The sequence below is a fragment of the Rothia sp. ZJ1223 genome (assembly GCF_016900985.1).
Lineage (GTDB): Bacteria > Actinomycetota > Actinomycetes > Actinomycetales > Micrococcaceae > Rothia.
The window spans coordinates 163,511-189,032 of record NZ_JAFEUT010000004.1; the positions used below are offsets into that span (position 1 = coordinate 163,511).

Genomic DNA, 25,522 nt, shown 5'->3' on the forward strand with positions numbered 1-25,522 from the left:
AGTACAGGTTTTAGGCGAAACCCTGTCTTAAATTGCACTCTGGACGGTGGGGACGGCTGCTTCAACCACTGCTGGGTCGCGGCGGGGCTTGCCGGAGCGGGCGAAGTCGCGCGTCCACGCATCGTCCTTGTATTGGGCAGGGACGCCACCACCCAGCAACCGCTTAGAAATCGCGGCTGTCGCCACCTCACCTTCCAGTGGTAGCGGTGAGAAAGAACCCGCAAGAATAATGTTGCCGCGGCGGCGGCCTTTGAGCATGGCAGGGTCAGCAACCGCGCATGTGTAGGGGAACACCTCAGCGATAGCTGCCGCCTCAGCGCGAGCGCCTATTAAGTCGCGGGTATCGCCACAGTTAATGATGTAGAGTCCATTTTCTGCCAGCGAGTGCGCGGCAATCTGGGTGAATTCCAGGGTGGTCAGTGGTTCGGGGGTGATGTAGCCCGAAAAGACGTCGCGAATGATGATGTCGCGGGAGGCTGGGGTGAAACTTTCGGTGACGGCGCGTGCCTCGCCCACACGAATCTTCACCAGAGGTGCTTTGGGTAGTTCGAACCATTCGCGCACGTATTCGGCGAGTTTTCCGTCAAGTTCAACTACGGTGTTGCGGGATTTGGGGTAAGCATCGGCAAGGTAGCGTGCCATCGAGCAGGCACCGCCGCCGAGGTGGGTGATGCGTAGTTTCTCGGCATCGAGGTGGGCTTGGATGTAGGGTTCGATGACGGCGGCAAGCCAGCGCATGTACTCAAAGTCGAGTTCGCGTGGGCGTCCTATAACGATGTGGGAGGATTCCATGCCGTTGATTTCAAGCACCCACCCGTTGGGGGTGTAGTCATCTTCGATGAGTTCGGCGATGCCGGTATCAATCTTGTATTTGCCTTCAACGAGCCCGGCGGGTTCGGTCATGAGGGGTTCTTGTTTTTTACGTCGTTTAGCCACGGAATAAGCCTACGCTATAGGCTGTTGAGCTAGGTAAAAGTTCAAGGAACGCTCATGGGTTTTGTTGTTGATGGCAGGTATGTGTTGGCTCCGGTTGAGGTCGGGGACGCCAATAAATATATTGATCTGCAGCTCAGGTGCTTGGCTGAAACCTATCCGCAGCTTCTTCATCCAGATTTTGCGGAACGGCAAGAAGCCCAGCGTGATAGCTGGCTCAAAGAATTCGCCACGAATTATCGCAGACCCGGCTGCGCGAGCTTTCTTTGCTTATGAGACTCCGGGGTGGACGCCCTCCGGCGGGCTTTCTTGCGTGATTGGTGCTCAGATTGATTGGGGTGCTCCGGTTGGTTTTGCTCTCTCTGGGGTGGGCGCGCATGCTTGGGAGGAGCATACCGGCGTTACTCCGGCGTCCCCGGACGCCCGGCAGCTCACCCATCTGTACACGCTGGCGCGCACCCACGGCACCGGGTTGGGAGCGGCCCTTTTTAATGCTGTTATTTACCCTGAAGATTCCGATGTCTACTTGTGGGTCATCGCCAATAACGAACGTGCCAAGGGCTTCTATACTGCCCGAGGCTTTATCTCAGATGGTGAAGTCATCGCGACTTCCGGTGCCTGGGAGGGCGGGCAGATGCACCGAATGTTCCGCGGAGCCTAGAACAGTGCGCAACCGTTGGGGTTGTTACACTCCCGGGGAGGTACTGAAGCTTACCAGTACCTCCCCGTAGAAACCTAAAAGGCTAATATTCTACTCTCTAAGATTCCATCTTTGCTTCATCTCGTTGTTGCTTATAAAAGATACAAGCGTACAAAGCGCTCATAAGCACAACTATTAGCTGAGCCAACGAACTATGCCAAACCACCTGAATAAATACCACAGCTAACATAAACAATACGGATTTTATGAAGGATGCCGCAGGGTTTACGTAGTTCTTATTTGCACGATATGCAGAGTAGACAACACTTCCACAAAGAATTAAAATACTGGCAACATTATAAACCGCTGAATCATGCGAAGATGAAAAATAAAAGCAAGAATAAAGTGCGAAAAATAATTCAGATACCGGTATATATCTAGTGTCGACCATTTTAATCACCTCAGATATTTATTCAATTTTTGCTTTCAGCGGTGGTATACCCCAATCTGCGTAAAACGCGATTCCACGCCCTTCTACACCGGCTCCGACAATTTTTACGGCAAGGTCGGCGAAGAACGCTGACCCCAGAATTGCGGCACCCACTGCAATCGGTCCACTGCTTCTGAGAATATGCATAGGCAGAGTCATTAGCGAAACCAGATGCACCCAGAATCAGAGCTACTGATACGAGACCTGCAATCGACTTACCGAGGTTTTTAATTTTATTCTCCTTCAAGCCACTTAGAGCAGATAAAACATCTATCTCGCTGTAGTTTAGAACACCTTAAGGCTATCAATTGGTTTGAGGGAATTCGACCTTACTTAGGTAACGATTTCTAACAAAATCGACTGTCCTCGAATGCTGAGTTCAATCTCCTTTATGTTTTTCTGCCTTACATGCATCAGGATTCTTATCGCAGATACACCGGTAGACGGTCTGCACCTCACCTGCTGCCTTAACCCACCGCTCCTCCTCTTTCTTACAAGCATAAGCCTTTCTTCTCTTACGCGCAGGAGATAACTCTGGTCTCGCCCTCACAACTCCCTCACTTAAGTTCTATGATCTAAGAACTTTTTATCTTAAGTCTGCTTAAGCGGGCTTCGCTATCGCTCAGACCCTTTTTATCTTTGCTTCTCTCCTTCTGCTCCAAGACTCAGCCTCACAGCTCAGGCTGGGAGAGAGGTGAGGGAGGGAGAGAAACGGATGCCCTTGTACTTTCCAAACAAAATACACAAAGGTATTTGAATGAAAAGCACAAGGGGCATCAGCAATTGACACAGGCCGGTCGGTCGGCTCGGTCGGTCGATTGGCGAAGCATAAGAAGCACAAACGGCTCGCTCTTCGCAGAGATGGCGAGAGGCTCTAATCTCTCGCGCGGACGGCATACGCCTTGTGATCTGGCGGTGTTGTTGATGTGTAGGTCATAGACACGCCGGTTAGACATATCTCTTACACAAAGAATGTGAAGTGAACACGCGCTGTAGGAGTCGGTCGCCCTTCTATTCCGGTGATTGCTCAATCCGGTGAAGCTCCCTGCCACAAGGCACGACAGCCTATCTGAATCTAATCCAGGCTACATCCGCGTATCAGGCGGTCGGCGGTTTCTTGGTTTAGGGCATCTCAACCCACAGAATCAGCGATAGCCTGCTCTAGACGCTGAACCTTGCCGGTGATTTCGCCGGAGTCGTGGCCGGGACGAATATCAGCTTTAATCACCAATGACACGCGGTTACCGTAGGCACCGACTGCTTCGGTGGCGCGTTTGATGACGTCCATGCACTGATCCCAGTCGCCTTCAATGGTGGTGAACATTGAAGTGGTCTCGTGTGCCAAGCCCGATTCGCGCACAATCTTTACCGCGGCAGCCACCGCATCGTGTACTGAGCCGTCTTCACCGGTAGTCGTAGGTGCTACTGAAAAAGCGAACAACATGGTTTTCTCCAAGGGGTGTAGAACTAGTGAGAGTGTGAGGCTTCGTGGGTGACACCGTTGCCAATCACGGCATCGGGTTCTTGCCCGGGTTCGACCACCATGAACTGCCCCATCATGCCCTGATCTTCGTGGAAGAGCAGGTGGCAGTGGTACATGTAGGGCCAGGCGGTAGAGGTGTAATCAGTGAAACGTACCGCCAGTTTCACCTCGACGCCCGGCGGTAGTAGCACGGTGTCTTTCCAGCCGTCGGTGAGTAGCGCGTCCTGGTTGTAGTCGCGGTAGAAAGTGTCTTCATAGGAGAGCACCCGAAACTGGGTGTTGTGAATGTGGAAGTTGTGAATCCAGCTGTCGTTGTTGGTGATGGTCCAGATTTCCCATTCGTTGGGGTGGGCGGTGAAGTCGATGCGTTCTGTGTCCATAAGCTCACCGTTGATTTGAAATCCGGTGAGGCTAAAGCTGCGTTCGGTGGTGTGCTCGCTGGTCTCGGGTAAGGTCGCTACCTTCTGGTTGAGGGTGGACGCGACCTGCCCCGCGTCGCTGGCGCTGGCAGGGCCGCTAAGGGTCAGTAGCTCAAAGGAATCAAAGATACCGAACTCAGGCTGGCTACCCTCGCTCATACCCAACCGGTCGGTGAAGGGCACAGCTTTCAGAGTGATCTCGTCGCCGGGTGCGAATTCTACGAGAATTTCCGCTCGCTCGCCGGGGCTAATGTATAGGTTCTTGACGGTTTTTGCCGTATGCAGCAGACCACCATCAGACCCGATCAGACTGAACTCGCGATCATCTGAAAACGCGAGATTGTACAGGCGCATGACAGAGCCGTTGAGCACACGAAAACGCACCCGTGAGGTGGTTGCCTCAAAATGAGGGTTGGTGATGCCGTTGAGCATAGTGGTATCACCCAGCAGACCGAGATCAGGCAGGTCAGTTTCATCGAGAGTTCCATCATCGTTGAAACGGCGGTCTTGAATGACTAGGGGAATATCATCCACCCCGTACTCCTCGGGTAGCCCCAAAGTACCGGTGGATTCATCATCAATAATGAAAAGACCCGCTAACCCGCGGTAGGCATGGCGGGAGGTTTCCCCGTGGGGGTGAGGGTGGTACCAGAGAGTCGAGGCGTTCTGTCGTACCTGCCAGGACGCGCTCCACGATGTACCCGGTTCGATGGGCTGGTGGGGGCCGCCGTCCGCGATGCCCGGTACGTGCATACCGTGCCAGTGAACGGTTGTTGTTTCAGGCAAAGAATTCTTCACATCAATACGCACGTTATCACCGTTAGCCATGCGAAGAGTGGGGCCCAGCAACGCCCCGTTATAACCCCAGGTGGGGGTCTGCACACCCGGCTTCATCTCGCTTTCGCCGGTACGCGCGTCCAGGGCAAAAACCTTCGTGGTGCCCTCAAGTGTAGGTTCAAGAATCGGCGGTACTGGCAATGGTCTACGATTAGCGGACGCAGTCGCCGAGATCGTCGCAGAACCCTGGCTAGGTTGGGCTGAGGAGCTGCCCGAACCACCACAAGCTGACAGCGTTGCCGCAGTGGCAAAAGCACCCACACTAGAAATGAACACACGACGGGAAACCAGGTCATACGTAGTCATACTCCCTACCCTACGCCTGCAAGCGTGCCCAACGCCATATTCAACTCAGCCCTTTCGATTTACACCCACTCACCAGACTCAGTAGCATTAAGAGAAGAACACAGGGCTTTCGCGCCCCCACGGTTAAAACAATCTTCATGAGGTGCGAGAGCAACACACGCTATACCGCACAGAGCGGTATAGCACAACCGCTAGAGGATGTTTTAGATACATGGCCACCGGCATTTACCTTTCAGCTATGACCCCGCTCTCAGGCAAGTCCCTGATTGCACTGGGTCTTTCGACCTCACTGCTCAAGCGAGCTAACAAAATCGGTTTCTTCCGCCCCGTCTTCAACGGCGTCACCGAAGCCGATGATCCCATGGTCAAGTTGCTCACCTCACGCAGCGAATCAACTATTTCTGTAGCACGCGGCGGCATCTCACTCGAACGCTGCCGTGAACTGCTGGCTGAAGGTAACTACGAAGAAATTTCCTCCACCGCGGTTTCTATCTACTCCGAGATGGCTGAAGAGTGCGATGCGATTATCGTTGATGGTACCGACCTGATGGCGCACAACGCCGCAACGTCAGAGTTCGACCTCAACGCGCAGCTCTCCCGCGACCTCGGTGTACCTGTCATCGCTGTCATCGGCGCTCAGAGCTCAAACACTGCCGACGCTATCAATGCTGTAGACGTTGCCCGCACCGAACTGAACGAAGCCAAAGTTGATGTTCTGGCAATCATCGTCAACCGCTGCGATCCCGAACTTGTAGATGACATCAAAACCAATGCCCACCGTGGCGTTCACAACCGCCCGGTCTATGCGATCCCCGAACTGCCCGAGCTGGCGCTTCCCTCCGTCCGCGAAGTCGTCAAGGCGCTCGAACTTGATGCCTCTGACATGGACGAAACCATGCTCAACCGCGACATCCACGACATCAAGATCGCGGCGATGACCGTCTCGAACTTCCTGTCACAAATGAACGACGGCGACTTCGTCATCGTTCCCGGCGACCGCTCAGACGTCATGGTAGCAACCCTAGCCTCAGCACTCGCCCCCAGCTTCCCCGCCCCCTCAGGCATGCTGCTCACCGGCGGCTTCGACGAAACTCTAGCCCCCGGTTCAGCACTGAGCTCACTGGTTGAACGCTCACCCTTCCCCGTCTTTAACACCGATCTAGACACCTTCAAAGCAGGACGCGCGGTCGCAAGCGTACACGGCGCACTCTCCAACGGTCAGCCCCGCAAGGTAGCAGCCGCACTCGGTGCATGGTCAAACAACGTTGATGACCAGGAACTACTCGAACGCCTCGACCTAGACCGCCCCGTCACCATGACCCCGCTGCGCTTCTTGCACGGGCTCATCGAAAAGGCACGCTCCAACCGCCGCTCCGTTGTACTGCCCGAAGGCTACGACCCCCGCATCCTGCGCGCGTCCGAAATAATCATCGCACGCGACTTCTGCGACCTCGTACTCATCGGCAACCCCGAGAAAATCGCTGAAATCACCCAGAAAGAAGGCATCAACCTTCCCGTTGCAAAGAACGAAGGCGACAAGGGTGTTTGCATCATCGATATCGACAACAACGAATACTCCGAAGACTTCGCAGCCGCCTACGCTGAGCTGCGCGCCAAGAAGGGCGTCACCCTCGAACAGGCACGCGAGAAGATGACCGACCCCTCATACTTCGGCACCATGATGGTGAAAAAGGGCATCGTCGACGGCATGGTCTCAGGTGCGGTCAACACCACCGCCAACACTATTCGCCCCTCACTGGAATTCGTCAAGACCCGCGAAGGCGTCAACATCGTCTCCTCCGTCTTCTTGATGCTCATGAAAGACCGCGTGCTAGTCTTCGGTGACTGCGCCGTGAACCCCAACCCCAGCGGTGAACAGCTCGCCGACATCGCCAAAGCCTCCGCCGAAACTGCCCGCCAGTTCGGCGTAGACCCCAAGGTCGCCATGCTCTCCTACTCCACCGGAACCTCAGGTTCAGGTGCAGACGTTGAACTCGTCATCGAAGGCGTCGAAGCCCTCAAGGTATCAAACCCCGACTTCCCCTTCGAAGGACCCATCCAGTTCGACGCCGCATCCAACGCATCAATCGCAGCCTCCAAACTGCCGGATTCAGAAGTTGCGGGCAAAGCAACCGTCTTCATCTTCCCCGACCTCAACACCGGCAACAACACCTACAAGGCCGTTCAGCAAACCTCAGGTGCCGTTGCGGTGGGCCCGGTTCTGCAGGGTCTCAACAAGCCCGTCAACGACCTCTCACGCGGTTGCACCGTAGAAGACATCATCAACACCGTCGCGATTACTGCTATACAAGCGCAGACTTTGTAAGATGGTCACCCCTGTATGCAATGTTTTACAAGGAGTGCTTCGCATCGGAACTACTGAGCACAGCTCTTATGTCCTGCGCTAACTCAGACCCGCTGCGCCCAGCAAGCACAGCGTCGGCAAGCTAACCTTTTCGCTTTGCCTGCACGCCAGAGGTCTCACGAACAAGCGTCCTTACAGCCAACAACTTTTCTATTTTTCATACCAATACAAGGAGTTATTTTTATGCTCGTACTCGTTATTAACTGCGGTTCTTCATCTGTGAAGTACCAGGTGCGCGACACTGAAGGCGCTACCGAAGATGCTCAGGTGATTGCCAAGGGTCTAATTGAGAACATCGGTACTAAGATTCCTAACCACACTGCGGCTCTTGAGCTGATGGCTAAGGATCTTGAAGAGCCCCTACACGGCAAGACCATCGACGCTATCGGCCATCGTATTGTACACGGCGGCGACGTCTTCTCACAGCCGGTTATCATCGACGAATCAGTCATCGAAAAGATTGACGAGCTGTCACCGCTGGCACCGCTGCACAATCCCGCACACGTACAGGGCCTGAAGGCTGCGACCGCAACCTACCCCGGTGTTCCGCAGGTTGCAGTGTTCGATACCGCCTTCCACGCGACTATGCCCGAGCACGTTTTCCGTTACGCTGTGCCCGAGAACTTCTACACTGACTACGGTGTACGTCGCTACGGCTTCCACGGCACCTCCCACGATTACGTGACCGGTATTGCCGCTGACTTCTTGGGTATTGAGCGTAGCGAATTTAACGCTGTGGTTGCTCACCTGGGCAATGGCGCGTCTATCACCGCGATTGAGGACGGCAAGTGCCTGGATACCTCTATGGGCTACACCCCCCTGGCTGGCTTGGTTATGGGCACCCGCTCAGGCGACATCGACCCCTCAGTTTTGACCTCTGTGCTGATGCAGGATTCAACCATGACTACTGAGCGCCTTGACACCATTCTCAACAAGGAGTCAGGTCTGCTCGCTATTGCTGGCAACAATGACATGCGTACTGTTGTTGATGCGATGGAGGCGGGCGACGAGCGTGCCAAGCTCGCGCTGGATATGACTTCATACCGTGTTGCTAAGTACATCGGTGGCTACAACGTTGCTGTTGGTGGCGCGCAGGCGCTGATTTTCACCGCAGGTATCGGTGAGAACTCCCACCAGTTCCGCACCCTGGTTACCGACCGCCTGGGTGCCCTGGGCATCAAGATTGATGAAGAGGCAAACAAGGTTCGTGGCGACCACGCCCGCATCATCTCCACCGAGGACTCAGCAATCCCCATTCTGGTTGTACCGACCAATGAGGAAAAGGCTATTGCAGAGGCAACCGTAGAACTTGTTGCCGCCTAAGTAACAGCTTTTCTGGGGTAACCACGTAATTACCCCTGTAACTGCAAAGTGCCCTTGTGCCCGGAATTTACCCGGTTACAAGGGCATCTTTGTGGTTGCTAGCTGTAAGGTGGGCGGACGCGTGTCCTTACCAGAAACAGATTCCTACCAGGTTGCCTTCAATAATCAAGATCTGAAAAACTATTGATTTCCACCACCCATACTGATATTGTGCAGGTCACGATAGGTAAATCTTGATCTCCAAGTTTCAGTCAAAAGCGACTAACCAAGCACTCAAGGAGTTTATGATGCGAATCGACCGAAACACCAAGAACACTGTAGCAACTGTGTTTATTGCCCTTCCCTCCCAATGGGAACTAATCCCTAGCTACGCTAACGTCAACAAGCAGGTTACACCATGAGGAAAATCGGCTACGCCTATTAATAAATTTGCGGCAGGGAATGCACCAACCCCACAAAATAAGGCGGGAATAGGGTCTCTATCCCATAAGCAAAAGCTCGCAATCGATAAATATGTAGCACTTGAAGGCAACGAATTTAGGCTAACCAAAGGAGCAAAGGATGCTCTATCAGATGCAGATCATAAAATATCAGTTGGCTACCTCAGTAGTGTAAATTCAACCCTCAAAGGCATTCCCTATTATTATGTAGATTAACGGGCAAACATTAATTGCCGCAATTATTGGAATAATTTTCATTCTGGCAATTTTTACTCCTTTTAGAAAAATATTCAGCAGTTATTGATTAGTTCTATATTCTCAGAAACAATTTTATGTTTCACAGATTCCCCTTGCATGCAGGTTGGCGTGTTCCACTGAAAAGCTGAGCGCATCAGCACGGTAGCGTCAGGCGATACACCAGCAGGCAGCGGGTGTAAGAAATGCGTGGTCATTTAACAAAGGGTGAGGTGGATGCGTGTACACCGGTCAGTAAGCAACAGGTAAGCGACCCAAGTTGCTGAGCTGATATCGAGGCACACAAAAAGCCCGCCCCTCCGCAAGGAGAGGACGCAGAACGTCATGAGTTGGATACAACCAGTCTAGCTGATTGCTCTGTCTGACCGCTCGGGTTTTCGCTTGCTATCAGGCGAAAGTGGCTATTCAGGGTTGCCTGGAAGTGCTCTTCATGACGAGCCTAGAGAGCCTACCTAGAGGAGCAACCGTAGGTGCGCGAGAATAGCGACCCATTAGCTCAACCGGAACGGGGCAAGCGCGCCGTGGTTAGGAAAGTGATTCGGGGTTATCTTCTACGTTAAGAGTCCATTCAGTGATGGGCTTCAGTCGATACGAAGCGTCATGTCTGGACATCAATGATTGCGGTGAGGCTCTTCAGAGAGACTGTAGATTCAACACAATCAACAGCCGCTCTGCTGCTCATCAGTGAGTGACTTCGGCATCGTAGGCATCGGAGTTTTTCTAGGCTCTCTTGAAAGCAATCGCGGCCAGTGTCTCTAGGTCTTTGTTGTCGCTTGGTTTAACCAGGCCGGTGTCGACGGAAGAGAACAGGGAGTTGAGAATCAAGGCACGTTCTTCGCCGCTGACGGCCTTCTCTTTTTCCATCAAAGAGAGGTAGAAGTAGGTCATCGAGGCTTTCTGCCTGTAGGCGGCAGCGAGGTGGCTGTTACTCAGGGCTATCTTGACGAATACTCGTATGGTGTAAACGCAGAAGGTAATCAGCGCAATCGCCAGGAAGGAATTGGAGAGAAGCGGAATCTTCGGTAGGTTTGCTGTGAATAGCCAGTGGATTGCTTCTGACCCTTTCCAGATTGTTACCACTGCTACTGCCACGGCAGCCAAGGTCCAGCAGATTGCACGGATGGTGTGCATAGTGGCTGCGTGATCCCAAACTTTCTTCGGTTCTTCGAGAGCTAGTTTTTCTCGGTGGAGCTTTTCGAGATTATCAATCTCTTGTTGCTGCTCCACCTTCCAATCGTTGATCTCACTCTGATACGCAGTCATCTTCTTGGTTAGAGCAGAGAAAGACACTCTAAAGTCAGTGTCAGATGCAGCTAGTTGAGACGCGCTCTTCGCGAGTTGTTCCTTAGAGGAAGTCAGAAGGTCAGAAGCGAAATCACTGAGGTCACCATCCTGAGAAAACTGGTGTTTAAGAGCCCAGAGATCAGGAAGTTTCTGGGAGATGTAACTGCTGTTAATTGACTGGTACAAGTAGGATGGTTGTTTGAGCGTCACAAGGAAAGCAGCCAATGCGTCCTGAGAATCGCATGCTTCTTTTGTCCTTGCGCAACGCTTTGAGGCCCAAGCCATGAAGGACTTCATCTCCGGAAAACGCAGATCCTTCGTGCACGAGGAGTTAACCCCAAAGTGAATCTCAATGATGTTAGCCTCTGCCTCTACCAGGTCATGGTAGAGGCCGTTGAAGCTTTGGCGGACAAGATTTTCGAGCTGGTCTTCTGCCGATCCATTCTCTTCGGATGAAACCAAAGACTGCGCTCTCAGTTAAACGTTTGACTGCATCCTCAAGTTCCGTCCAGGGATTAAGCAAGTGGCTGGTCCAGTAGTCATTGGCCTCTGGCTCAAGAGCTTTAATATTTTCTGCGATCAGATCTTTGAAGGGAGTCCACTTTAAAGCATTAGGTTCATACTTTAAACAATATTTTCACTGCCGAGCTCGACGATGAAGCGGAAGCGCTTGTTTATCGCTGCGGTAAGTGCGTTTCCTTTCACTGGTCCACCTCCAGGATGGAGTCAGAGAAGTCTTGATCAGTAAGCACATTTGTATTTGTGAGCTGGCTACCGGCGTACATGATATATTCGATGTTGGAGGCGGTGGCTACTTCTGTGGCCGCTTCGGCTTTTGCTTTGACGATGCGGTCGTCGATCTTGTTATCTCCCTTTACCTCGATGAGTTGGTATGAGCCGTCTGTCATCTTGGCTAGGAAGTCCGGGTAGTAGGAACGAATACGTTGCGAATCGGGGTCGTAGTACTGGACTGAGAGCTCGCCTTGGCCGGAGGTGAACATGCCAGTGAAGTAAACCTCTTCAACCTTGTCGCTGGCCACATACTGTAAGAAGCATTCACGTTCAGGCTTGGAGTCGAAACAGTAAGTGTCGGCGTGGAAAGTCTTGGATTTTTCATCCTTGCTAAGCGCAGAACTGTCCTGAGTGATGACGAGTTCTGGTTTCGCACGGAACGTGTAGTAATCGGCATCCTTGGGATCTTTGAGGAGCACGACTTCGCGATCATGGATCTCTTGGGTGGAGCGCACTTCCCATAGGTGGTTGAAAAGGCCAGGGATTATGACGTCGTAGAGGACCTCGTTGTAGGTAGAGACCGTCTCGACAGTCTTCCCCATTCCATCAACCGACGCATCGAGATGGCGCTTGACGTCCAGCGCTTTCATGTTGAGATACCTTGCTACCTCAGCCACCAGGGTCAATTCACTGAACGGTCGTGAATCATTGAGAGAGGCATCCGTACGTGACTTAGCCGCCTGCTCACGCCGCAGCGTGGCGATCTCATGAACCTTGACCAGGTACTTCTCAAGGTCCAAGTGTTCGAGGTCGAAGTTGACCGGCTCAGAAGGATCTTTTTCAATCAACTCGTAGTGGTGCGTAATCTCTTTAATTGCGAGCGTGCGCGGTGGCGGAACAACCCTGACCTCGTAGGCGATACTCGTAGATTCGCCTTTACCCTTCAGGTCGTTGATGGTCATGTTGAAGTTGGATTGCAGTTCCGCATCCAATGTCTCGAGGTTTTCGTTCGAGAGGAAAACGCGGGCACGGTGCTGAGTCTCTGTAATCTGGCGCAAGCAACGCATCGTGGCTTGCAGTACGAATACCTTGGACTTTGGCGAGCGGAACATCGCTACCCCGAATAGGGAGCGGCAGTTCCAGCCCTCACGACCCTTGCCCACCAGGATCAAGAACTGTTTCTCGTTACCGGTAGAGCCGGGCACGTCGAGTTCGTTGAAGTTCCTGATGTCTTCGTCCTTGGTGATCTTCGCATCCCCGACGTTGACCAAGATCTTCGAAGATGGCAGCCCAAGATCTGCTAGGGCCGCCTCAACCATGGGGCGAAGTTCTTGGGTTGCTTCTTCGATAGTGGTAGCAAAGAAACAAAGCTTCGGGTTTAGCCCTTCAAAGGTCTGGCCGCCATAGTCTTGCCAGAACTCCTTGATAGCGTTACGGACGAAGACTTCACCTTTAATGTCCTCAAAACCTTGTGGGAAAGCATCTTTGAGGTATTCGTTCTGGATAGCTTCGCGTAGGCCGTAGGCGTAGACCACCTCAGGAAGCGGCTGAGTCTTCACATAAGGTGTTCCGGTGAAGTTGTAGCAGGCCACAACACTGGTGCGCTCAGCAAGTAGGTTGATGGTGTCGCGCAGCGAAGTCTTGGCACCAGACCCCTTACGGATTTCCTTTTCCAAGTCCGCACCAAAAAGATGATGGGCCTCATCCACATAGACGCCGAGGTGCTTTAGACGTGTGAGCTTCTTGAATCGCTGGTTCTCAATCAGGCTTTTCTCGTCTTGAACCAGGTCAGGTGAGTCGGGAGCTTCCAGGGCAGTTGGCCCGTAGAGGTCACCAAGCACTGGATCTTTCGCGATGTCTTGGAAGAACAAGTCAGCAGGCTTGTCTTCCTTGCGTTTGCGCTTGGTGATGATCTTTTGGGTGTTGGAAATGACGATATTGAAGTCCGAGTCATCCAACACATGCAAGGTCACCCCAGAGTCGTCCAGGAAGTGGACCTTGATCAAGGGTTCCAAAGCCTTGACGTACTCGGGCGGAACCACCTTCGACTTGTCAAAAGTGATGATCTCTCGTAGGGATTCCAATACCGTCTTGTCGGGTGCGAAGACCAGAGCGTTGTGGCAGTACAGGTCACTTTTGGGGTACTTCTTGGCCAGCAAGAACTCATAGAAAATACACGTGGCCATGAGGATGGTCTTGCCCAGCCCCATGGTTAGTGCGTAGATGTAGTTCGGGTAGGCCTCCCGGTACTTACGCATCTGCTTAAAAAGGGCTTCAGTATCCTCTTCGGTGATGAAGTTGAAGAGGGTCACTGCACCATTTTTGTCAACGCCATAATAGGAGGCCTCAGAGAAGTCGCCTTCACGCCTTCGCCACTGATCGAAAATCTCAACCACCTGAGCGTTGTGCATAAATTCTTTGAGGAAGACATACATCTCCAGAGCCTCGAACTGGGGCTGACGCAAAAACGCGTCTGGATTCTCCACCGGATCGTTGTAGGCCAAGAACTTCTTGGTCAAGGAGTTGTAGCGAGAACGGATCTTCCCACGGTTTCGGTCGTAGTAGAACCAGAGCTGGGAAAAGAAGGGTGCCTCTGTACCAAGTACTGCCATCAGTCCACCTCAACTTCCACTTCAAGGGACTCAGAGAGCACATCCGTGATCTTGACTTTCACGGTCCCAGCATCGTCCGGGATATCGTAGTATCCCTTGACAAGTTCGTTTTTCCCCGGAATATCTTGGAGAGCTGGTTGCATGACGACACCGTCGTAGTTCCAGTCGATACTGATCATGTCCACAAGCTGACGCCAATCTTCAACGTTCTCGCGCTGTAGCGAAAGCTTCTGTAGCAGGTTGAGTGGGAAGAAGTTTCGGATCACCAGCTTGTCGCCTTCGCGGACAATCTCGGCCTCTGCCTCACGCTTGAGCTGCAGCTCGCTCTTGTCCCGTAAAATATCAACGACCTGGATGTCGAGCTTGTACTCAGGTAAGTCAGCTTCCAGTGACGCTTTCAGGTCAGGCTCGTGTCCCATGCACACCAGCGTGATCTTCTCAACTACACTCGAAGGGTTCTCTGCCTTACGCTGTTCGTACGTCTTGTATGGCAAGTTTGCCTTGAGCTCTTCCAAATCAGCCTTCGTAGCAATCCGATTGACGGGAAGAATTTTCACCATACGACCATCGAGCTCGCCATCCCACACCTGCGAAGCAGAGAACGGTTGGATCTCCAAAGCCTCGATCAGTAACTGTCGTGCCTGAATGGGGTTTCGGAAGAAGTCATAGTTGTTTACGTTGTAAACTTCGAAGCCATTGTAATGCTTCACTAATTCCTCACCATCAACAGCTAGCTGAGAAGACGCCTTCTCATCAGCCGCCCGTAGCTCAGCAGAAACCTTCGACAAGCGCTTCGTCGTCGTAGCGATTGCTCCGAGGTTAATGTCAGCGCCAATGAACCGGCGACCAAGTTTCATCGCTACCGCCTGAGTGGTTCCTGATCCCATAAAACAGTCAAACACCAAGTCTCCGGAGTTTGAGGATGACAACAAAATCCGCTCAATTAGAGATTCAGGTTTTTGCGTAGGATAGTTTTGACGTTCCTTAGCTACAGGATTTACTGGAGGAAGATCCGTCCAGACTGAGTCAATGATGTCACCTTGAACCTCATCAAGATAAATAATTCGAGAGCCGCCCCCAGTAGGATTGACATCATCCCGGTACAGCCGTCCATTCTCATCCTTTTTGAAGCGCTTCTTATACTCTTCGGAATGCTCTTTATATTGGACGTTCCAAGTGTATTCAGGTGTTTTTGTGTACGAGTAGATTAAATCGTGCTTTTGTGGGAATTTTTTAGACGTAGCGCGTTTAAAGCCGAAGTAACGCCAGACAATTTCGTTGCGAATGTTTTGTGGACCGAATATTTCATCCAATAGAATTCTAATTCGGCTAGATTGATGCCAGTCGCAGTGTACATAAATACTTCCCGTTTCCGAGAGGAGTTCTCGGCAGAGGATGAGGCGTTCGTACATGAACTGAAGGTACTCGTCGTTGGTCCAGATGTCGCCGTACTGTTTTTCCTCGAAGCTGGTGGCGTCCGAGGTGGCGGTTTTGCCGCGTAGGCTGATTTTTTTCTTGTAGTCGGCTTTGGAGTCGAATGGTGGATCGATGTAGATCAGATCGACCTGGCCACGATATTCCCGCAACAGGTGGCTCATGACTTGGAGGTTGTCGCCCCAGAATATTTTGTTCATCCAGTCTTTACCGTCGGCGTCTGGTGTGGGCTCACCGTAGGACTCGCGCAGTTGGGCTGGGTAGTACTGGGTTGAGGTGTATGGGCGCTTGCCGGTCCACCTCAGTTCAGGAAAGCCTTTGATGGGTTCGCGGATATCGAACTCGAAGAGTGTTTCATCTGCCATTGTCGTTTTATTCCTTTATTCCTCTAGTTCCTTGGCTTTCCTGGCTGCGTTGAACAATACGCGTTAAAGTCGCAAGTGCCGCATGTTTTCTCGCTCCGAGCACATCCGGAGTATTCCCTTGCCATAATCTTGTGGACGGTCTCATCGAAGACCTCCATGGTCGCTTCCACAGCGGTCGGTGAGTAGTCCCAACTGATCTGCGGGTTGGAGTCTTCTTCGCCGGTGTAATACACGTGCATCTTCGAGACAGTTTCGCCGGTGCGCTCGTGCACGAGATGGGCATAAAGGTGGAGCTGGCGACGGTAGCGCTCTAACCGGTCCTGATGCCATTTGGAAGTTGAGTGGAGATCGGGTTTTTTCTCGGACTTGAAGTCCACGATCTCGACGGTGCCGCTCTCGCCCCGGATGAGGTCAATGGTGCCATCAACGATGTATTCAGGCTTGACTAGGCTGACGTCTACTTCGGCTTGTTTGATTCTCTCCCACTTGCCGTCCTGGCGTTCAACGTAACGTTGGACTTGTCCGAGCGCGGATTTTTGCTGGGCGGGTGCGAGGTAGGTGCGTTCGGCCCGTGAGAGGTAGGTGTAGTTCACGTCGAACCACTTGGCCACGTTCTCAGCAGTAATCAGGTGTTCTTCTCCGCGAAGAGCGGCACGGTGGACGTCTTCGATGGTCTGATGAACCAAGGTACCGAAGAGCCTGGCGGAGATACGCACGGGTGAGAATTCGAGGTCACGGTAGAACTTGTACTGGCGTGGGCAGGTCTCGTAGACCGAGATGTGCGAGGTGAAGGAGAACTTCGCCTTGATGTTGACGTCTTTGACTGTCTCGAAGGTGAACTCAGATAGATCGAACGCTTCGCTGCTGTCCTCGGGAAGATCGTTGTAGACGTGTCGGAAGTACTTTGAGGGGGTGCGTTTACCGTCCCTCACGCAGGTGAGGACGAGGAGGTTTTGGGCGCGTGAGAACGCAGTGTAGTACACGCGCCAAAAGTCGTAGAACTTGATCTGGTCTTCAGGTTCGAACGCCTCACGATGGGAATACTTCGCAATGACTTGGTCGATGATAGTTTCTCTGTCCTTGCGTGGCACGGTATGCAGCGAGTCGGTGAGGACGATCGGGAACTCCATACCTTTGGACTGGTGGATAGTTAGGAAGGAGACGCATCCTGAGGGGGCGTATTCGGAGTCATCCTCGTATTCGCCAATGCCCCCTTCCATGAGCAGCCGCAAGTAGAGGGTGAAGAAGTGGTCTATGGTGCGGTCGATGTGACGCTGAGACTGTCCTTTGCCTTTGCGTCCAGAGAGAATCGAGACATTGTAGAGGTATTCAAACTTCCCGATGATCTGGGTGAGGAGTGCCAGGTTTCTTGTGGGCCGCAGGTCGACCATCCCGGTATCCATCGGCGTAGCCAGGTAGGAGACGAATGGTTCGAAGGCGAGCATCTGGTAGAACAGGCCTGCGATCGCGTAGTCAGTCTGTGCGGTCAGCGCGATGTGCTCACGACCGTGCGCTACTAGCCATTCACGTAGGTCTTCGCCCTCAGGCGTGGACAAGTGGGTGTTAGCCTGCTTGATGCACTCGGAGTAATACGTCCTCTGCTCCGGTTTGAGAAACTTCGCGGCTGGACTGTCTTTCTGCCCCAAGGACTGCACATATGCCGGGAACACCAGGAGCAGCAGGCCGATCGCGAGCTTGATCTCGGTGCGGTCGAAGAACATTTCAGAGCGCGGCGAGTAGACGTTGATGCCGTGCTCTTCGAGATACTTGGCCAGTGCTTTGACTTTGGGGTACTTGACTGATCTAAAGAGGAAGGCTAGCTGGTTGTAGTCGGTGAGTTTCCCAGAAGCCTTGAGCCGCTCCACGAAGCGCAGAACTTGGGCTTGCCAATCCTTTTCGTCTTCTCCTTCTAGGCGAATCACCGATGGTGAAGACAATGGTGTGGGCCCTGCTGGCTTTATGGTCTTGTCGTAACGGAAGCCAGCCCAGTCGAAGCTGAACTCTGAGCTAGAAGTGGTAGTCATCCACTCGTTGTAGAAATCTACGATCTGCGCGTCCGACCGGTAGTTCGTCACGAGCGGGATAATCCGGCACTCACCGTCTGGGAACTTAGAGGGGAACTCAAGAATGTTTCGGATTGTCGCTCCACGGAAACGGTAAAGACCCTGGTCGTCGTCACCCACTACGCATATATTTCCGTGCTCCTTGGCTAGGAGGAAGACGAGCTGTTCTTGAACATAGTTAGTGTCCTGGTACTCGTCGATCATCAAGTAACGCAGCTGCGTCGAAAGCTTGTCCGCAACCTCGGGATGTTCAGTGAGGAGGCGGTGGGATTCAACCTGGATTGAGGCAAAATCCAACAAGTTTTCATCCGCCAGCAACTCCCTGTACTTCATTGCTAGTTGACCGATCGCCATCATATCCGGGTCAGAATCGCTAAGTAAGGCGGCCGGATCGATCAGCTCTTCACACAGGTTGTTGACCAACGAACACAACATTGTTGAACGTCGCCAAGTCCCAGTCTGTGGCCCGCCTAGAACCTGCTCCCAGCCACTAACAGTCTTGAAGTGATGGAAATTCTGGAAGATCGTGTAGGACTGGTCAAACTCATCGAGAACCCTGAATCCTTGTTTCAGGCGGGTGTACTCGAGGTTTTCTTTCAAAATCCGCAGACACAAAGAGTGGAAGGTGCCCACATACATCTCAGTGAGGTTCACACTGATCCCACGAGCATCCAACTCATTGGTGATACGAGTGACTAGCTCCTTGGCTGCCTTCTCGGTGAAGGTAGCCACCATGATCTCTTCAGGGGCAACACCGCGCTCTTCGATCAAGTAAATGGCGCGCTGTACGAGGGTGAAAGTTTTACCAGTACCAGGACCGGCAGTGATCAGCACCGGACCATCAGTAGTTTCGATGGCTAGACGCTGTGCGTCATTAGCTCTACCGAAGTCGAAGCCCACGTCTACCACCTCCTGTGAACCTTGAGCGTCGCAATATCTAAAATTTACCGCATGACTACGGTTTTGTCCTTTTGGCACGCTGGCAACGTTTAACCCCTACCCCAACCGCACGGGATCGAACTTTTGTTCGCCCCGACAGGAAAGCCGTGATATTCTAAACATGTCAGCCGCGCTGCTGACTATATGACATTAATGGTGTATAGAAAGGAGGCGTTCATGGATCCGCAACAGAACTCGTTCGGAGCCTTTTTGAAAGATCGCCGCCTAGCAGCGGGAGTAACCCAACGCTCCCTTGCTATGAAACTCGAGGTAACCAGGCAGCACATGTCAGATTTAGAGGCAGGTAAACGCCTGCCCTCGGCTGAGCTTGCTGAAGGGATTGCCTCCCAATTGCAGCTTTCTAGCGCTGATCGTGACTTGATGCGTGATGTGATCGCTAGAGATAAAGAGGCTGTTCCAACTGATCTTGGTGGCTACATCATGGATACCGACCTGGCCAGGGTTGCCCTGCGCAGGGCTCGGGATACCAAACTTTCAGCACAGGGCTGGGAGAAGGTTATTGAGGTGATCGAGTCAGAAGCTGGGGACGGTGAGCGATAGTGGTGCGCCGTTACTCAGCGCGGGGCCTTGAGATCAAGGCCGAGAAGATCTTGTGCGAATGGGACCCTGGGGTTCTTGATCGCCCGACCCGTATCGACATCGAGGCTTTCGCCGAGCAGCACGTACGGGCAGACATTAACTGGTTTCACCTCTCCCCAAGACAACACGGTATTAGGGCTGACATGTTTTGATAACCGCCCCATCAAAGTCTGGGATGAAGACGGCCATAGCCAGCAGATTGTTGACGGCCATGAGCACATGATTATTCTCTCTATGGCTGTATTGAAGATTCGCAACCACCATCTACCTGCTATCACCGGCCTACTTGATGGGCTAGAACTAGCCGGTAGTGCATCACGTGCCAGAACCAAACTCCACTCTGCCTTGCTCGCTCACCTTGAAGCATTGGGAGTATCTGAGGTGGAGTTGGCTCGCCAGTACGCCACCCTCAACGAGGACGGTGAAATCCTGTTGGATGAGGCCGGCGGTTTCACCCTGAAGGACCCCGGTCAGGCTAGTGAGTTCGTGACAGAGCACCAGGCGCTGATGAATGAAACCGTCACCGTGCCATCCCTCTACGAGGAACAGTACGGGGTCCTCACCAAAGCCTTAGTGGATTATCCGGGCACCTTTTCCGGCAGTGATGCCATAACCTATGACCTGCTGTGCGACACGTTAGAGGAGGCCAGTACTGATGGAGATTAACCCGACCCAGCCAGAAGATGAGGCCGTTAAGCCTCAGGTGCCAAAGCAGGTGGAACCTCCACCTCTTTCAGAGCCTGAAACCCACATCCTCACACTCCCACCAAGCCCCGACGGCCAATGAAGCCTCGGGGCTTTTTTCATGCCCAAACCTCTCTTGGAAGGAACTGATTTCTCATGCCACTAGACCACTATCTACGCACCATCGCCGGAATCATTGGCGCAGGGGCTGGTTGGGTGTTTGGCACCCCCGATGCCCTGCTCTACACCCTGCTCGCCTTCATCACCGCCGACTACATCTCCGGCGTCATGGCAGCCATCACCACCCGAAAACTATCCAGCGCGGTTGGCTTCAAAGGTCTGTTTGGCAAGATGCTTATCCTCGCCTTCGTTGCTCTAGCCCAGCTGATGGACACCCACGTGCTTGGTGGGGTGGGGGTGCTTCGCGGGGCGTTGATCTTCTTCTACATCGCCAACGAAGGCATCTCCCTGATCGAAAACGCCACCGTCCTAGGCCTGCCAGTACCACCCAAGTTCAGCCAGGCCCTAGCCACCCTCACCGAGCGTGAAAGCACTGCAACGGATGGTCTTTTGAACTCGGCCCACGGCCGCCACGCCGCAACAAACACGAGCGAGCCGGTGGCGGTGCCGCGTCCACATGTCCCTGAAGTCAACATCGCAGAAGTGCGGAAGCCTCTGGCCCACACCACCAAACCCGCGCCGGATGGCGAGGCAGGTGGTGATGGTGACTAAACCAGCCTCCCACCTGCCAACTGTCCTCACTGCTTTGGTCAGCACCCTGATGCTCGCCTCTGTAATCGGGGTGGGCTGGTGGGTGTGGGAGCAGGCCATCATCCCGCTATTGACCGCGCTGATTTGGTTGCACGTGATCGTCCAACCCTAAAAACCCATCCACTACATCAAGGAGAAAACTGCTATGTCTTACACGATTGACCATTCCCATGACGCCACCGCTTTCACCCGAGGCCGCCAAGGCCACCGCATTAAATACATTGTGGTGCATCACTGGGATGACCCCGCCAAACACCCCACCTTTGAGGGCACTATCCGCTGGTTCGAACGCGGCGGCAACAACACCTCCGCTCACTACGTGGCAGAGGCCGGACGCGTCGCCCAGTTGGTTGCAGACGGCAACACTGCCTACCACGCGGGTAATTGGGTGAAAAACCTTGAGTCCATCGGGATCGAATGCAACCCCCGCTGCAATGAGGCCGACAAAGCCACCGTGGCTGAACTAATCCGTGACCTGCAAGCTAAGCATGGGCCGCTGACCATTCTTGGCCACAAGGACTGTACGTCTACGGACTGCCCTGGACGCTACTACCCACCCACGTCCGTGCTCGCACCATGGCTAGGCGGAGGTGGCGGAGCCGGCAACGCCAAACCCGCCACCACCACAACTGCGCCTTCTGGTGACCTGAACGCCCTGGCGGACGCTGTGCTACGCGGCGATTATGGCAATGGCGAGGAACGCAAGCGCCGCTTAGGTTCTAAGTATTCGGCTGTGCAGGCGATTGTGAACCAGCGCCTGGGCTACGGCTCCGCGACCACCTCTGCTGGACCGGATTTGAACGCCCTTGCTGATGCGGTCATCCGAGGCGAGTTCGGCAACGGAGACGAACGCCGACGACGCCTGGGAGCCAACTACGCGGCCGAGCAGCGGATTGTGAACCGCAAACTTGGGTATTAGCCAAGGCTAGGGTTTTGCCCAGCCGCCTATAGGTTGAGGAAATAAAATGGTGGTACGACTATTCGTGACTCCATTGATTCTCAGCTGACAGGCATGGATACCGCACAGCGTGCCCAGTTCTTGGAGGAGATCGTCTCTGTGTTTTACGAGTACGAAAAGTTCATCGCCCCCAAAGAGTCCTTCGATCAAGGCGGTATGGATGGGCGTGACACCGCCGGGCGGCGTGGCGTCGGTGAAGTACTCGATAAAGCTAAAGACTGGTTCTTTGAAGCCCAACGTCTGATGCGCTCTGAGAGTTAAAACCCTGCTGTTCAGCCGGTAACCTGTTCCGGAATTGAAAGCCCTCGCGCTAGTGGCCCTTTGTGGTCATGGCGCGAGGGCTTTTCTTGTTTTTCAGGTGATCACGCAAGCGGGGTGGTTAACTTTCGGGGCGCTTTTGACATACCTGCGAGAGCCCCAAGAGGTGGGGCACCAATTAGCACACCGGGGGTGCTAACAGGTGGCATTATCACAGGTAGAAAAACAGGCACTTACCAGGCTGCGCCGGGCTGGTTATGGGCTTAGCGAGATAAGCGCGCATCTTGGTATTTCGCGTGATGCCGCCAAAGGTTACCTAGCCCGCCAGCACATCATCCCCGAAGGCACTAAACCCGCCCAGCCGTTAGGCGTGGGGGTGTGCCGGTACTGCGGCACTGGATTTAGCCCTTCACGTTCGAGCCAGCGTTTTTGCTCCCCGAAGCACCGACGCACCTGGTGGCACCTGCACCCCGAGGCGGGTAAGCGCAGCCCAGAGCGTGTTTTTATGTGCAAAGGCTGCGGGATCCGGGTGAGTATTTATGGGGATGCGCGCCGTAAGTACTGCTCACACGCCTGCTACGTAAAAACTCGGTGGGGCCAGTGATGGAACAGCGCAACGCACTTGTTGAGAGCCAATCGTTATTGGTGTGGTTGCACATTGAAGAACTCTTTGGCCAAGGGGTTTTAACGCTTGATGACGTGCGCGGCTGCTTCGAAGATATTCAGGCCCGTTTTCCTGATTCTCGCACCGCTTTATTAGCCCGCGTCCGCCTGGACTTTCCAAAGCTTTCAAGTGAGTTATTGAGTCAGATGGATACAAACCATCAAGAACTTGAACCCCTTGGAATGTGAAGGAGAACGTTGACGATGAGCAGCAAAAAGATGGAACGGATAAGCCCACCTGTGAGTGAGAAGTGGGAAGGGATTTTGCGGGTGGCCGCCTACGCGAGAATCTCGGTTGTCACTGAGCGAACCCCTAAGTCCTTGGCTACACAGATTGACTACTACTCGACTTTGATTCAGTCCACACCCGGCTGGAAGTACATGGGCGTGTATTCCGATGAGGGCAAAAGCGGAACGAACCAAAACCGTGCAGGTTTCCAAGAACTGCTCGCGGCATGCCGAAACGGGCAGATCGACTTGGTACTCACCAAGTCCATCAGCCGCTTTGGACGCAACACGCTTGACGTGCTCACTACATGCCGCGAACTCAAAGAAATCGGTGTGGAAGTCAGATTTGAAAAAGAAGGCATCTCTACCTTCTCCGCTGACGGGGAGTTGATGCTGACCTTGCTTGCTTCCTTCGCGCAAGCAGAATCTGAACAGCTAAGCGAAAACGTCAAATGGCGGGTGCGTAAGAAGTTCGAGCAAGGCAGAGCGAACGGCTTCCACCTCTATGGGTACACAGATTCTAAAGACGGTACGGACGCGGCCATCGTCGAAGAAGAAGCCAAAGTCATCCGGTGGGTTTACGACAGTTTCTTGAACAAAGTATCGGCCGAGCGCATGAGTGAGCAGCTCGAAGAACAAGGCATTAAAGGCCGCGACGGGCAAAGCATCGGCCCATCAACTATCCGCTGCTGGCTCAAGAACGAGGCCTACACCGGCACCCTGGTGCTGGGCCGCTGGATAACACCCGGCTTGGGTGTGCATGCTCGCCCTCAAAACAACGAGCAAACCATGTACCGGGTCGAGAACGCTGTGCCCGCCATCATTGACCGGGAAACGTTCGACAAGGTCCAAACCGAGCGAGCCAAACGACGTAGCCAAGGAGCATTTGCTAACTGGTCAATTCGCACCTCCACCTTCACCTCAATGATTTATTGCACCCATTGCCAGGGATACTTCCGCGCCGCGAACTGGACGAAAAAAGGCCGGAAAGACGATTCTCGTAGGCGCTGGGTGTGCCGCACCAACCGTGACGGCGTAGCCAGTTGCCCCACAAAACCAATCGCTGAACGCTCCCTGATTCATATCTGCCAAGAACAACTAGGCATCGAGGAGCTCACCATTGAAAGCCTGCGAGAGGTAGTCGAACGCATCGAAATCACACGCAACGGGTGGGGAACTTTCATCTTGACCAGCGGAGAACATCGCGAACTGGAAATCCCCACCATCGACTACCGCCACCAAACCTGGACAGAAGAACGCGCCAAGACCCATGGGCAAAAGTTGCGTTCCTTCTGGGAATCCATGAACGAAGAGGAACGCCGCGAGTACCTTGCCCGAACGAAGCGACGCAAGCCCAGCTATAAACGCAGCCCCGAAACCATCGAGAAAATGCGCCAGGCGCAAAAAGACCGTTGGACACCCGAGGCAAGAGCCGAGGTTGGCCGGCGCAACCGAGAACGCTGGGCAGCGATGACCGAAGAAGAAAAAGCTGAACGCTTCAGGCGCATCAAAGCCGGATTCACCCCCGAGGGCAAAGCACGTAAAGCGAAAGCATCAAAACGTTCCTGGACGCCTGAACGTAAAGCCAAGGCCTCTAAGTTCATGCGCGAAATGCGTGCCCAAGGACGCTGCCAACCCAACAACCAGCAGGGCACGAACGGAAAAGAGGAGGAGAAATGAGCACACGTACAGTCACAGCCATTCCCGCCACCAGGCGGATGCACACCGGATCCCCACTGGAGCAACTCACTGTCAAAAAGGTTGCCGGCTACGCGCGCGTCTCCACCGACCACGATGACCAGGTCTCTTCCTACCAGGCACAAGTGGACTACTACACCCGATACATCACCGAACACTCCGGATGGGAATTAGTAAAGGTCTACACCGATGAAGGCATCACCGGCACCAGCACAGCGAAACGCGCTGGTTTCCAAACCATGATCGCTGACGCCTTGGCAGGGAAAATCGACCTCATCATCACCAAGAGCGTCTCCCGGTTCGCCCGCAACACCGTCGACTCCCTGACCACCGTGCGCCAACTCAAAGACAAAGGCGTGGAGGTCTACTTCGAAAAAGAAAACATCTGGACCCTTGATGCTAAAGGTGAACTGCTCATCACCATCATGTCCTCCCTGGCCCAAGAAGAAGCCCGCAGCATTAGTGAGAACGTCACTTGGGGGCACCGCAAACGCTTCGCAGACGGGAAAGTAACCGTACCTTACAACAACTTCCTCGGCTACAAACGCGGCGAGAACAACACACTAGAAATCGATGAAGAACAAGCCAAAACCGTCAGGCTCATCTACTCGATGTTCCTGGAAGGCATCAGCATGCACCAAATCGCCCGACGCCTCGAAGCAATGGGACGGCTCACAGGCCAAGGGCGCAAAACCTGGCACGGCGGAACCATCAAAACCATCCTCACCAACGAAAAATAAAA

General features: G+C 53.5%; 18 protein-coding genes. 11 read left to right on the forward strand and 7 right to left on the reverse strand.

Annotated features, from left to right (window positions below):
* Positions 1-27: 27 nt before the first annotated feature.
* Entirely contained in the window at positions 28-903 is an 876-nt protein-coding gene (locus JTP09_RS06670; RefSeq protein WP_204877672.1) for a spermidine synthase, read from the reverse strand.
* A 235-nt stretch (positions 904-1,138) separates the two neighbouring features.
* Here JTP09_RS06670 and JTP09_RS06675 point away from each other — a divergent pair, with 235 nt between their 5' ends.
* Positions 1,139-1,594 (forward strand): GNAT family N-acetyltransferase, encoded by a 456-nt coding sequence (locus tag JTP09_RS06675; protein ID WP_204877673.1) that lies wholly within the window; start codon positions 1,139-1,141, stop codon positions 1,592-1,594.
* A 1,601-nt stretch (positions 1,595-3,195) separates the two neighbouring features.
* On the opposite strand, the gene JTP09_RS06680 is transcribed toward JTP09_RS06675, so the two are convergent.
* Both JTP09_RS06680 and JTP09_RS06685 read right to left on the reverse strand, forming a co-directional pair.
* Positions 3,196-3,507, reverse strand: coding sequence for a thiamine-binding protein (locus tag JTP09_RS06680; protein ID WP_204877674.1), 312 nt, complete (start codon positions 3,505-3,507; stop codon positions 3,196-3,198).
* A gap of 23 nt (positions 3,508-3,530) precedes the next feature.
* Positions 3,531-5,108, reverse strand: coding sequence for a multicopper oxidase family protein (locus tag JTP09_RS06685; protein ID WP_204877675.1), 1,578 nt, complete (start codon positions 5,106-5,108; stop codon positions 3,531-3,533).
* A gap of 211 nt (positions 5,109-5,319) precedes the next feature.
* On the opposite strand from JTP09_RS06685, the gene pta reads away from it, so the two are divergent.
* Complete coding sequence (gene pta, locus JTP09_RS06690; RefSeq protein WP_204877676.1) at positions 5,320-7,434, forward strand: phosphate acetyltransferase; 2,115 nt, start codon at positions 5,320-5,322, stop codon at positions 7,432-7,434.
* A 222-nt stretch (positions 7,435-7,656) separates the two neighbouring features.
* Positions 7,657-8,796, forward strand: coding sequence for an acetate/propionate family kinase (locus JTP09_RS06695; RefSeq protein WP_204877677.1), 1,140 nt, complete (start codon positions 7,657-7,659; stop codon positions 8,794-8,796).
* A gap of 1,415 nt (positions 8,797-10,211) precedes the next feature.
* Here JTP09_RS06695 and JTP09_RS06700 read toward each other — a convergent pair.
* The 4 genes from JTP09_RS06700 to JTP09_RS10355 all read right to left on the reverse strand — a co-directional run bounded on the left by JTP09_RS06700 (position 10,212) and on the right by JTP09_RS10355 (position 18,881).
* Positions 10,212-11,237, reverse strand: coding sequence for a DUF6161 domain-containing protein (locus JTP09_RS06700; RefSeq protein ID WP_204877678.1), 1,026 nt, complete (start codon positions 11,235-11,237; stop codon positions 10,212-10,214).
* A 239-nt stretch (positions 11,238-11,476) separates the two neighbouring features.
* Positions 11,477-14,119 (reverse strand): TnsA endonuclease N-terminal domain-containing protein, encoded by a 2,643-nt coding sequence (locus tag JTP09_RS06705; RefSeq protein WP_204877679.1) that lies wholly within the window; start codon positions 14,117-14,119, stop codon positions 11,477-11,479.
* Entirely contained in the window at positions 14,119-15,918 is a 1,800-nt protein-coding gene (locus tag JTP09_RS06710; RefSeq protein WP_204877680.1) for a site-specific DNA-methyltransferase, read from the reverse strand. The genes JTP09_RS06705 and JTP09_RS06710 overlap by 1 nt, the downstream gene beginning before the upstream one ends.
* A gap of 23 nt (positions 15,919-15,941) precedes the next feature.
* Positions 15,942-18,881: an ATP-dependent DNA helicase gene (locus tag JTP09_RS10355; protein WP_204877681.1), complete on the reverse strand. Its 2,940-nt coding sequence runs from the start codon at positions 18,879-18,881 to the stop codon at positions 15,942-15,944.
* 216 nt (positions 18,882-19,097) lie between these two features.
* Here JTP09_RS10355 and JTP09_RS06720 point away from each other — a divergent pair, with 216 nt between their 5' ends.
* The 8 genes from JTP09_RS06720 to JTP09_RS10045 all read left to right on the forward strand — a co-directional run bounded on the left by JTP09_RS06720 (position 19,098) and on the right by JTP09_RS10045 (position 25,520).
* Positions 19,098-19,481 (forward strand): helix-turn-helix domain-containing protein, encoded by a 384-nt coding sequence (locus JTP09_RS06720; RefSeq protein WP_204877682.1) that lies wholly within the window; start codon positions 19,098-19,100, stop codon positions 19,479-19,481.
* 258 nt (positions 19,482-19,739) lie between these two features.
* Positions 19,740-20,186 carry a DUF1617 family protein gene (locus JTP09_RS06725; protein ID WP_204877683.1) on the forward strand — a complete coding sequence of 149 codons (447 nt, stop codon included), beginning with the start codon at positions 19,740-19,742 and terminating at the stop codon, positions 20,184-20,186.
* A gap of 174 nt (positions 20,187-20,360) precedes the next feature.
* Positions 20,361-20,936 (forward strand): holin family protein, encoded by a 576-nt coding sequence (locus tag JTP09_RS06730; RefSeq protein ID WP_204877684.1) that lies wholly within the window; start codon positions 20,361-20,363, stop codon positions 20,934-20,936.
* A 184-nt stretch (positions 20,937-21,120) separates the two neighbouring features.
* Entirely contained in the window at positions 21,121-21,894 is a 774-nt protein-coding gene (locus JTP09_RS06735) for an N-acetylmuramoyl-L-alanine amidase (RefSeq protein ID WP_204877685.1), read from the forward strand.
* A 93-nt stretch (positions 21,895-21,987) separates the two neighbouring features.
* Positions 21,988-22,194 carry a hypothetical protein gene (locus JTP09_RS06740; protein WP_204877686.1) on the forward strand — a complete coding sequence of 69 codons (207 nt, stop codon included), beginning with the start codon at positions 21,988-21,990 and terminating at the stop codon, positions 22,192-22,194.
* Positions 22,195-22,794: 600 nt separating this feature from the next.
* Positions 22,795-23,043, forward strand: coding sequence for a hypothetical protein (locus JTP09_RS06745; protein ID WP_204877687.1), 249 nt, complete (start codon positions 22,795-22,797; stop codon positions 23,041-23,043).
* Positions 23,044-23,094: 51 nt separating this feature from the next.
* The gene (locus tag JTP09_RS06750; RefSeq protein WP_204877688.1) at positions 23,095-24,762 is read left to right on the forward strand and encodes a recombinase family protein; all 1,668 of its coding nucleotides are present in this window, start codon (positions 23,095-23,097) and stop codon (positions 24,760-24,762) included.
* Complete coding sequence (locus JTP09_RS10045; protein ID WP_239478961.1) at positions 24,759-25,520, forward strand: recombinase family protein; 762 nt, start codon at positions 24,759-24,761, stop codon at positions 25,518-25,520. The genes JTP09_RS06750 and JTP09_RS10045 overlap by 4 nt, the downstream gene beginning before the upstream one ends.
* Positions 25,521-25,522 lie beyond the last annotated feature (2 nt).

Excerpts from the sequence above, each read along its gene's own strand:
- JTP09_RS06670 (WP_204877672.1), bottom strand. The coding sequence starts at position 903 with ATGACCGAACCCGCCGGGCTCGTTGAAGGCAAATACAAGATTGATACC.
- JTP09_RS06680 (WP_204877674.1), bottom strand. The coding sequence starts at position 3,507 with ATGTTGTTCGCTTTTTCAGTAGCACCTACGACTACCGGTGAAGACGGC.
- JTP09_RS06685 (WP_204877675.1), bottom strand. The coding sequence starts at position 5,108 with ATGACTACGTATGACCTGGTTTCCCGTCGTGTGTTCATTTCTAGTGTG.
- pta (WP_204877676.1), top strand. The coding sequence starts at position 5,320 with ATGGCCACCGGCATTTACCTTTCAGCTATGACCCCGCTCTCAGGCAAG.
- JTP09_RS06695 (WP_204877677.1), top strand. The coding sequence starts at position 7,657 with ATGCTCGTACTCGTTATTAACTGCGGTTCTTCATCTGTGAAGTACCAG.
- JTP09_RS06705 (WP_204877679.1), bottom strand. The coding sequence starts at position 14,119 with ATGGCAGTACTTGGTACAGAGGCACCCTTCTTTTCCCAGCTCTGGTTC.
- JTP09_RS06710 (WP_204877680.1), bottom strand. The coding sequence starts at position 15,918 with ATGGCAGATGAAACACTCTTCGAGTTCGATATCCGCGAACCCATCAAA.
- JTP09_RS06720 (WP_204877682.1), top strand. The coding sequence starts at position 19,098 with ATGGATCCGCAACAGAACTCGTTCGGAGCCTTTTTGAAAGATCGCCGC.
- JTP09_RS06725 (WP_204877683.1), top strand. The coding sequence starts at position 19,740 with ATGATTATTCTCTCTATGGCTGTATTGAAGATTCGCAACCACCATCTA.
- JTP09_RS06730 (WP_204877684.1), top strand. The coding sequence starts at position 20,361 with ATGCCACTAGACCACTATCTACGCACCATCGCCGGAATCATTGGCGCA.
- JTP09_RS06735 (WP_204877685.1), top strand. The coding sequence starts at position 21,121 with ATGTCTTACACGATTGACCATTCCCATGACGCCACCGCTTTCACCCGA.
- JTP09_RS06740 (WP_204877686.1), top strand. The coding sequence starts at position 21,988 with ATGGATACCGCACAGCGTGCCCAGTTCTTGGAGGAGATCGTCTCTGTG.
- JTP09_RS06745 (WP_204877687.1), top strand. The coding sequence starts at position 22,795 with ATGGAACAGCGCAACGCACTTGTTGAGAGCCAATCGTTATTGGTGTGG.
- JTP09_RS10045 (WP_239478961.1), top strand. The coding sequence starts at position 24,759 with ATGAGCACACGTACAGTCACAGCCATTCCCGCCACCAGGCGGATGCAC.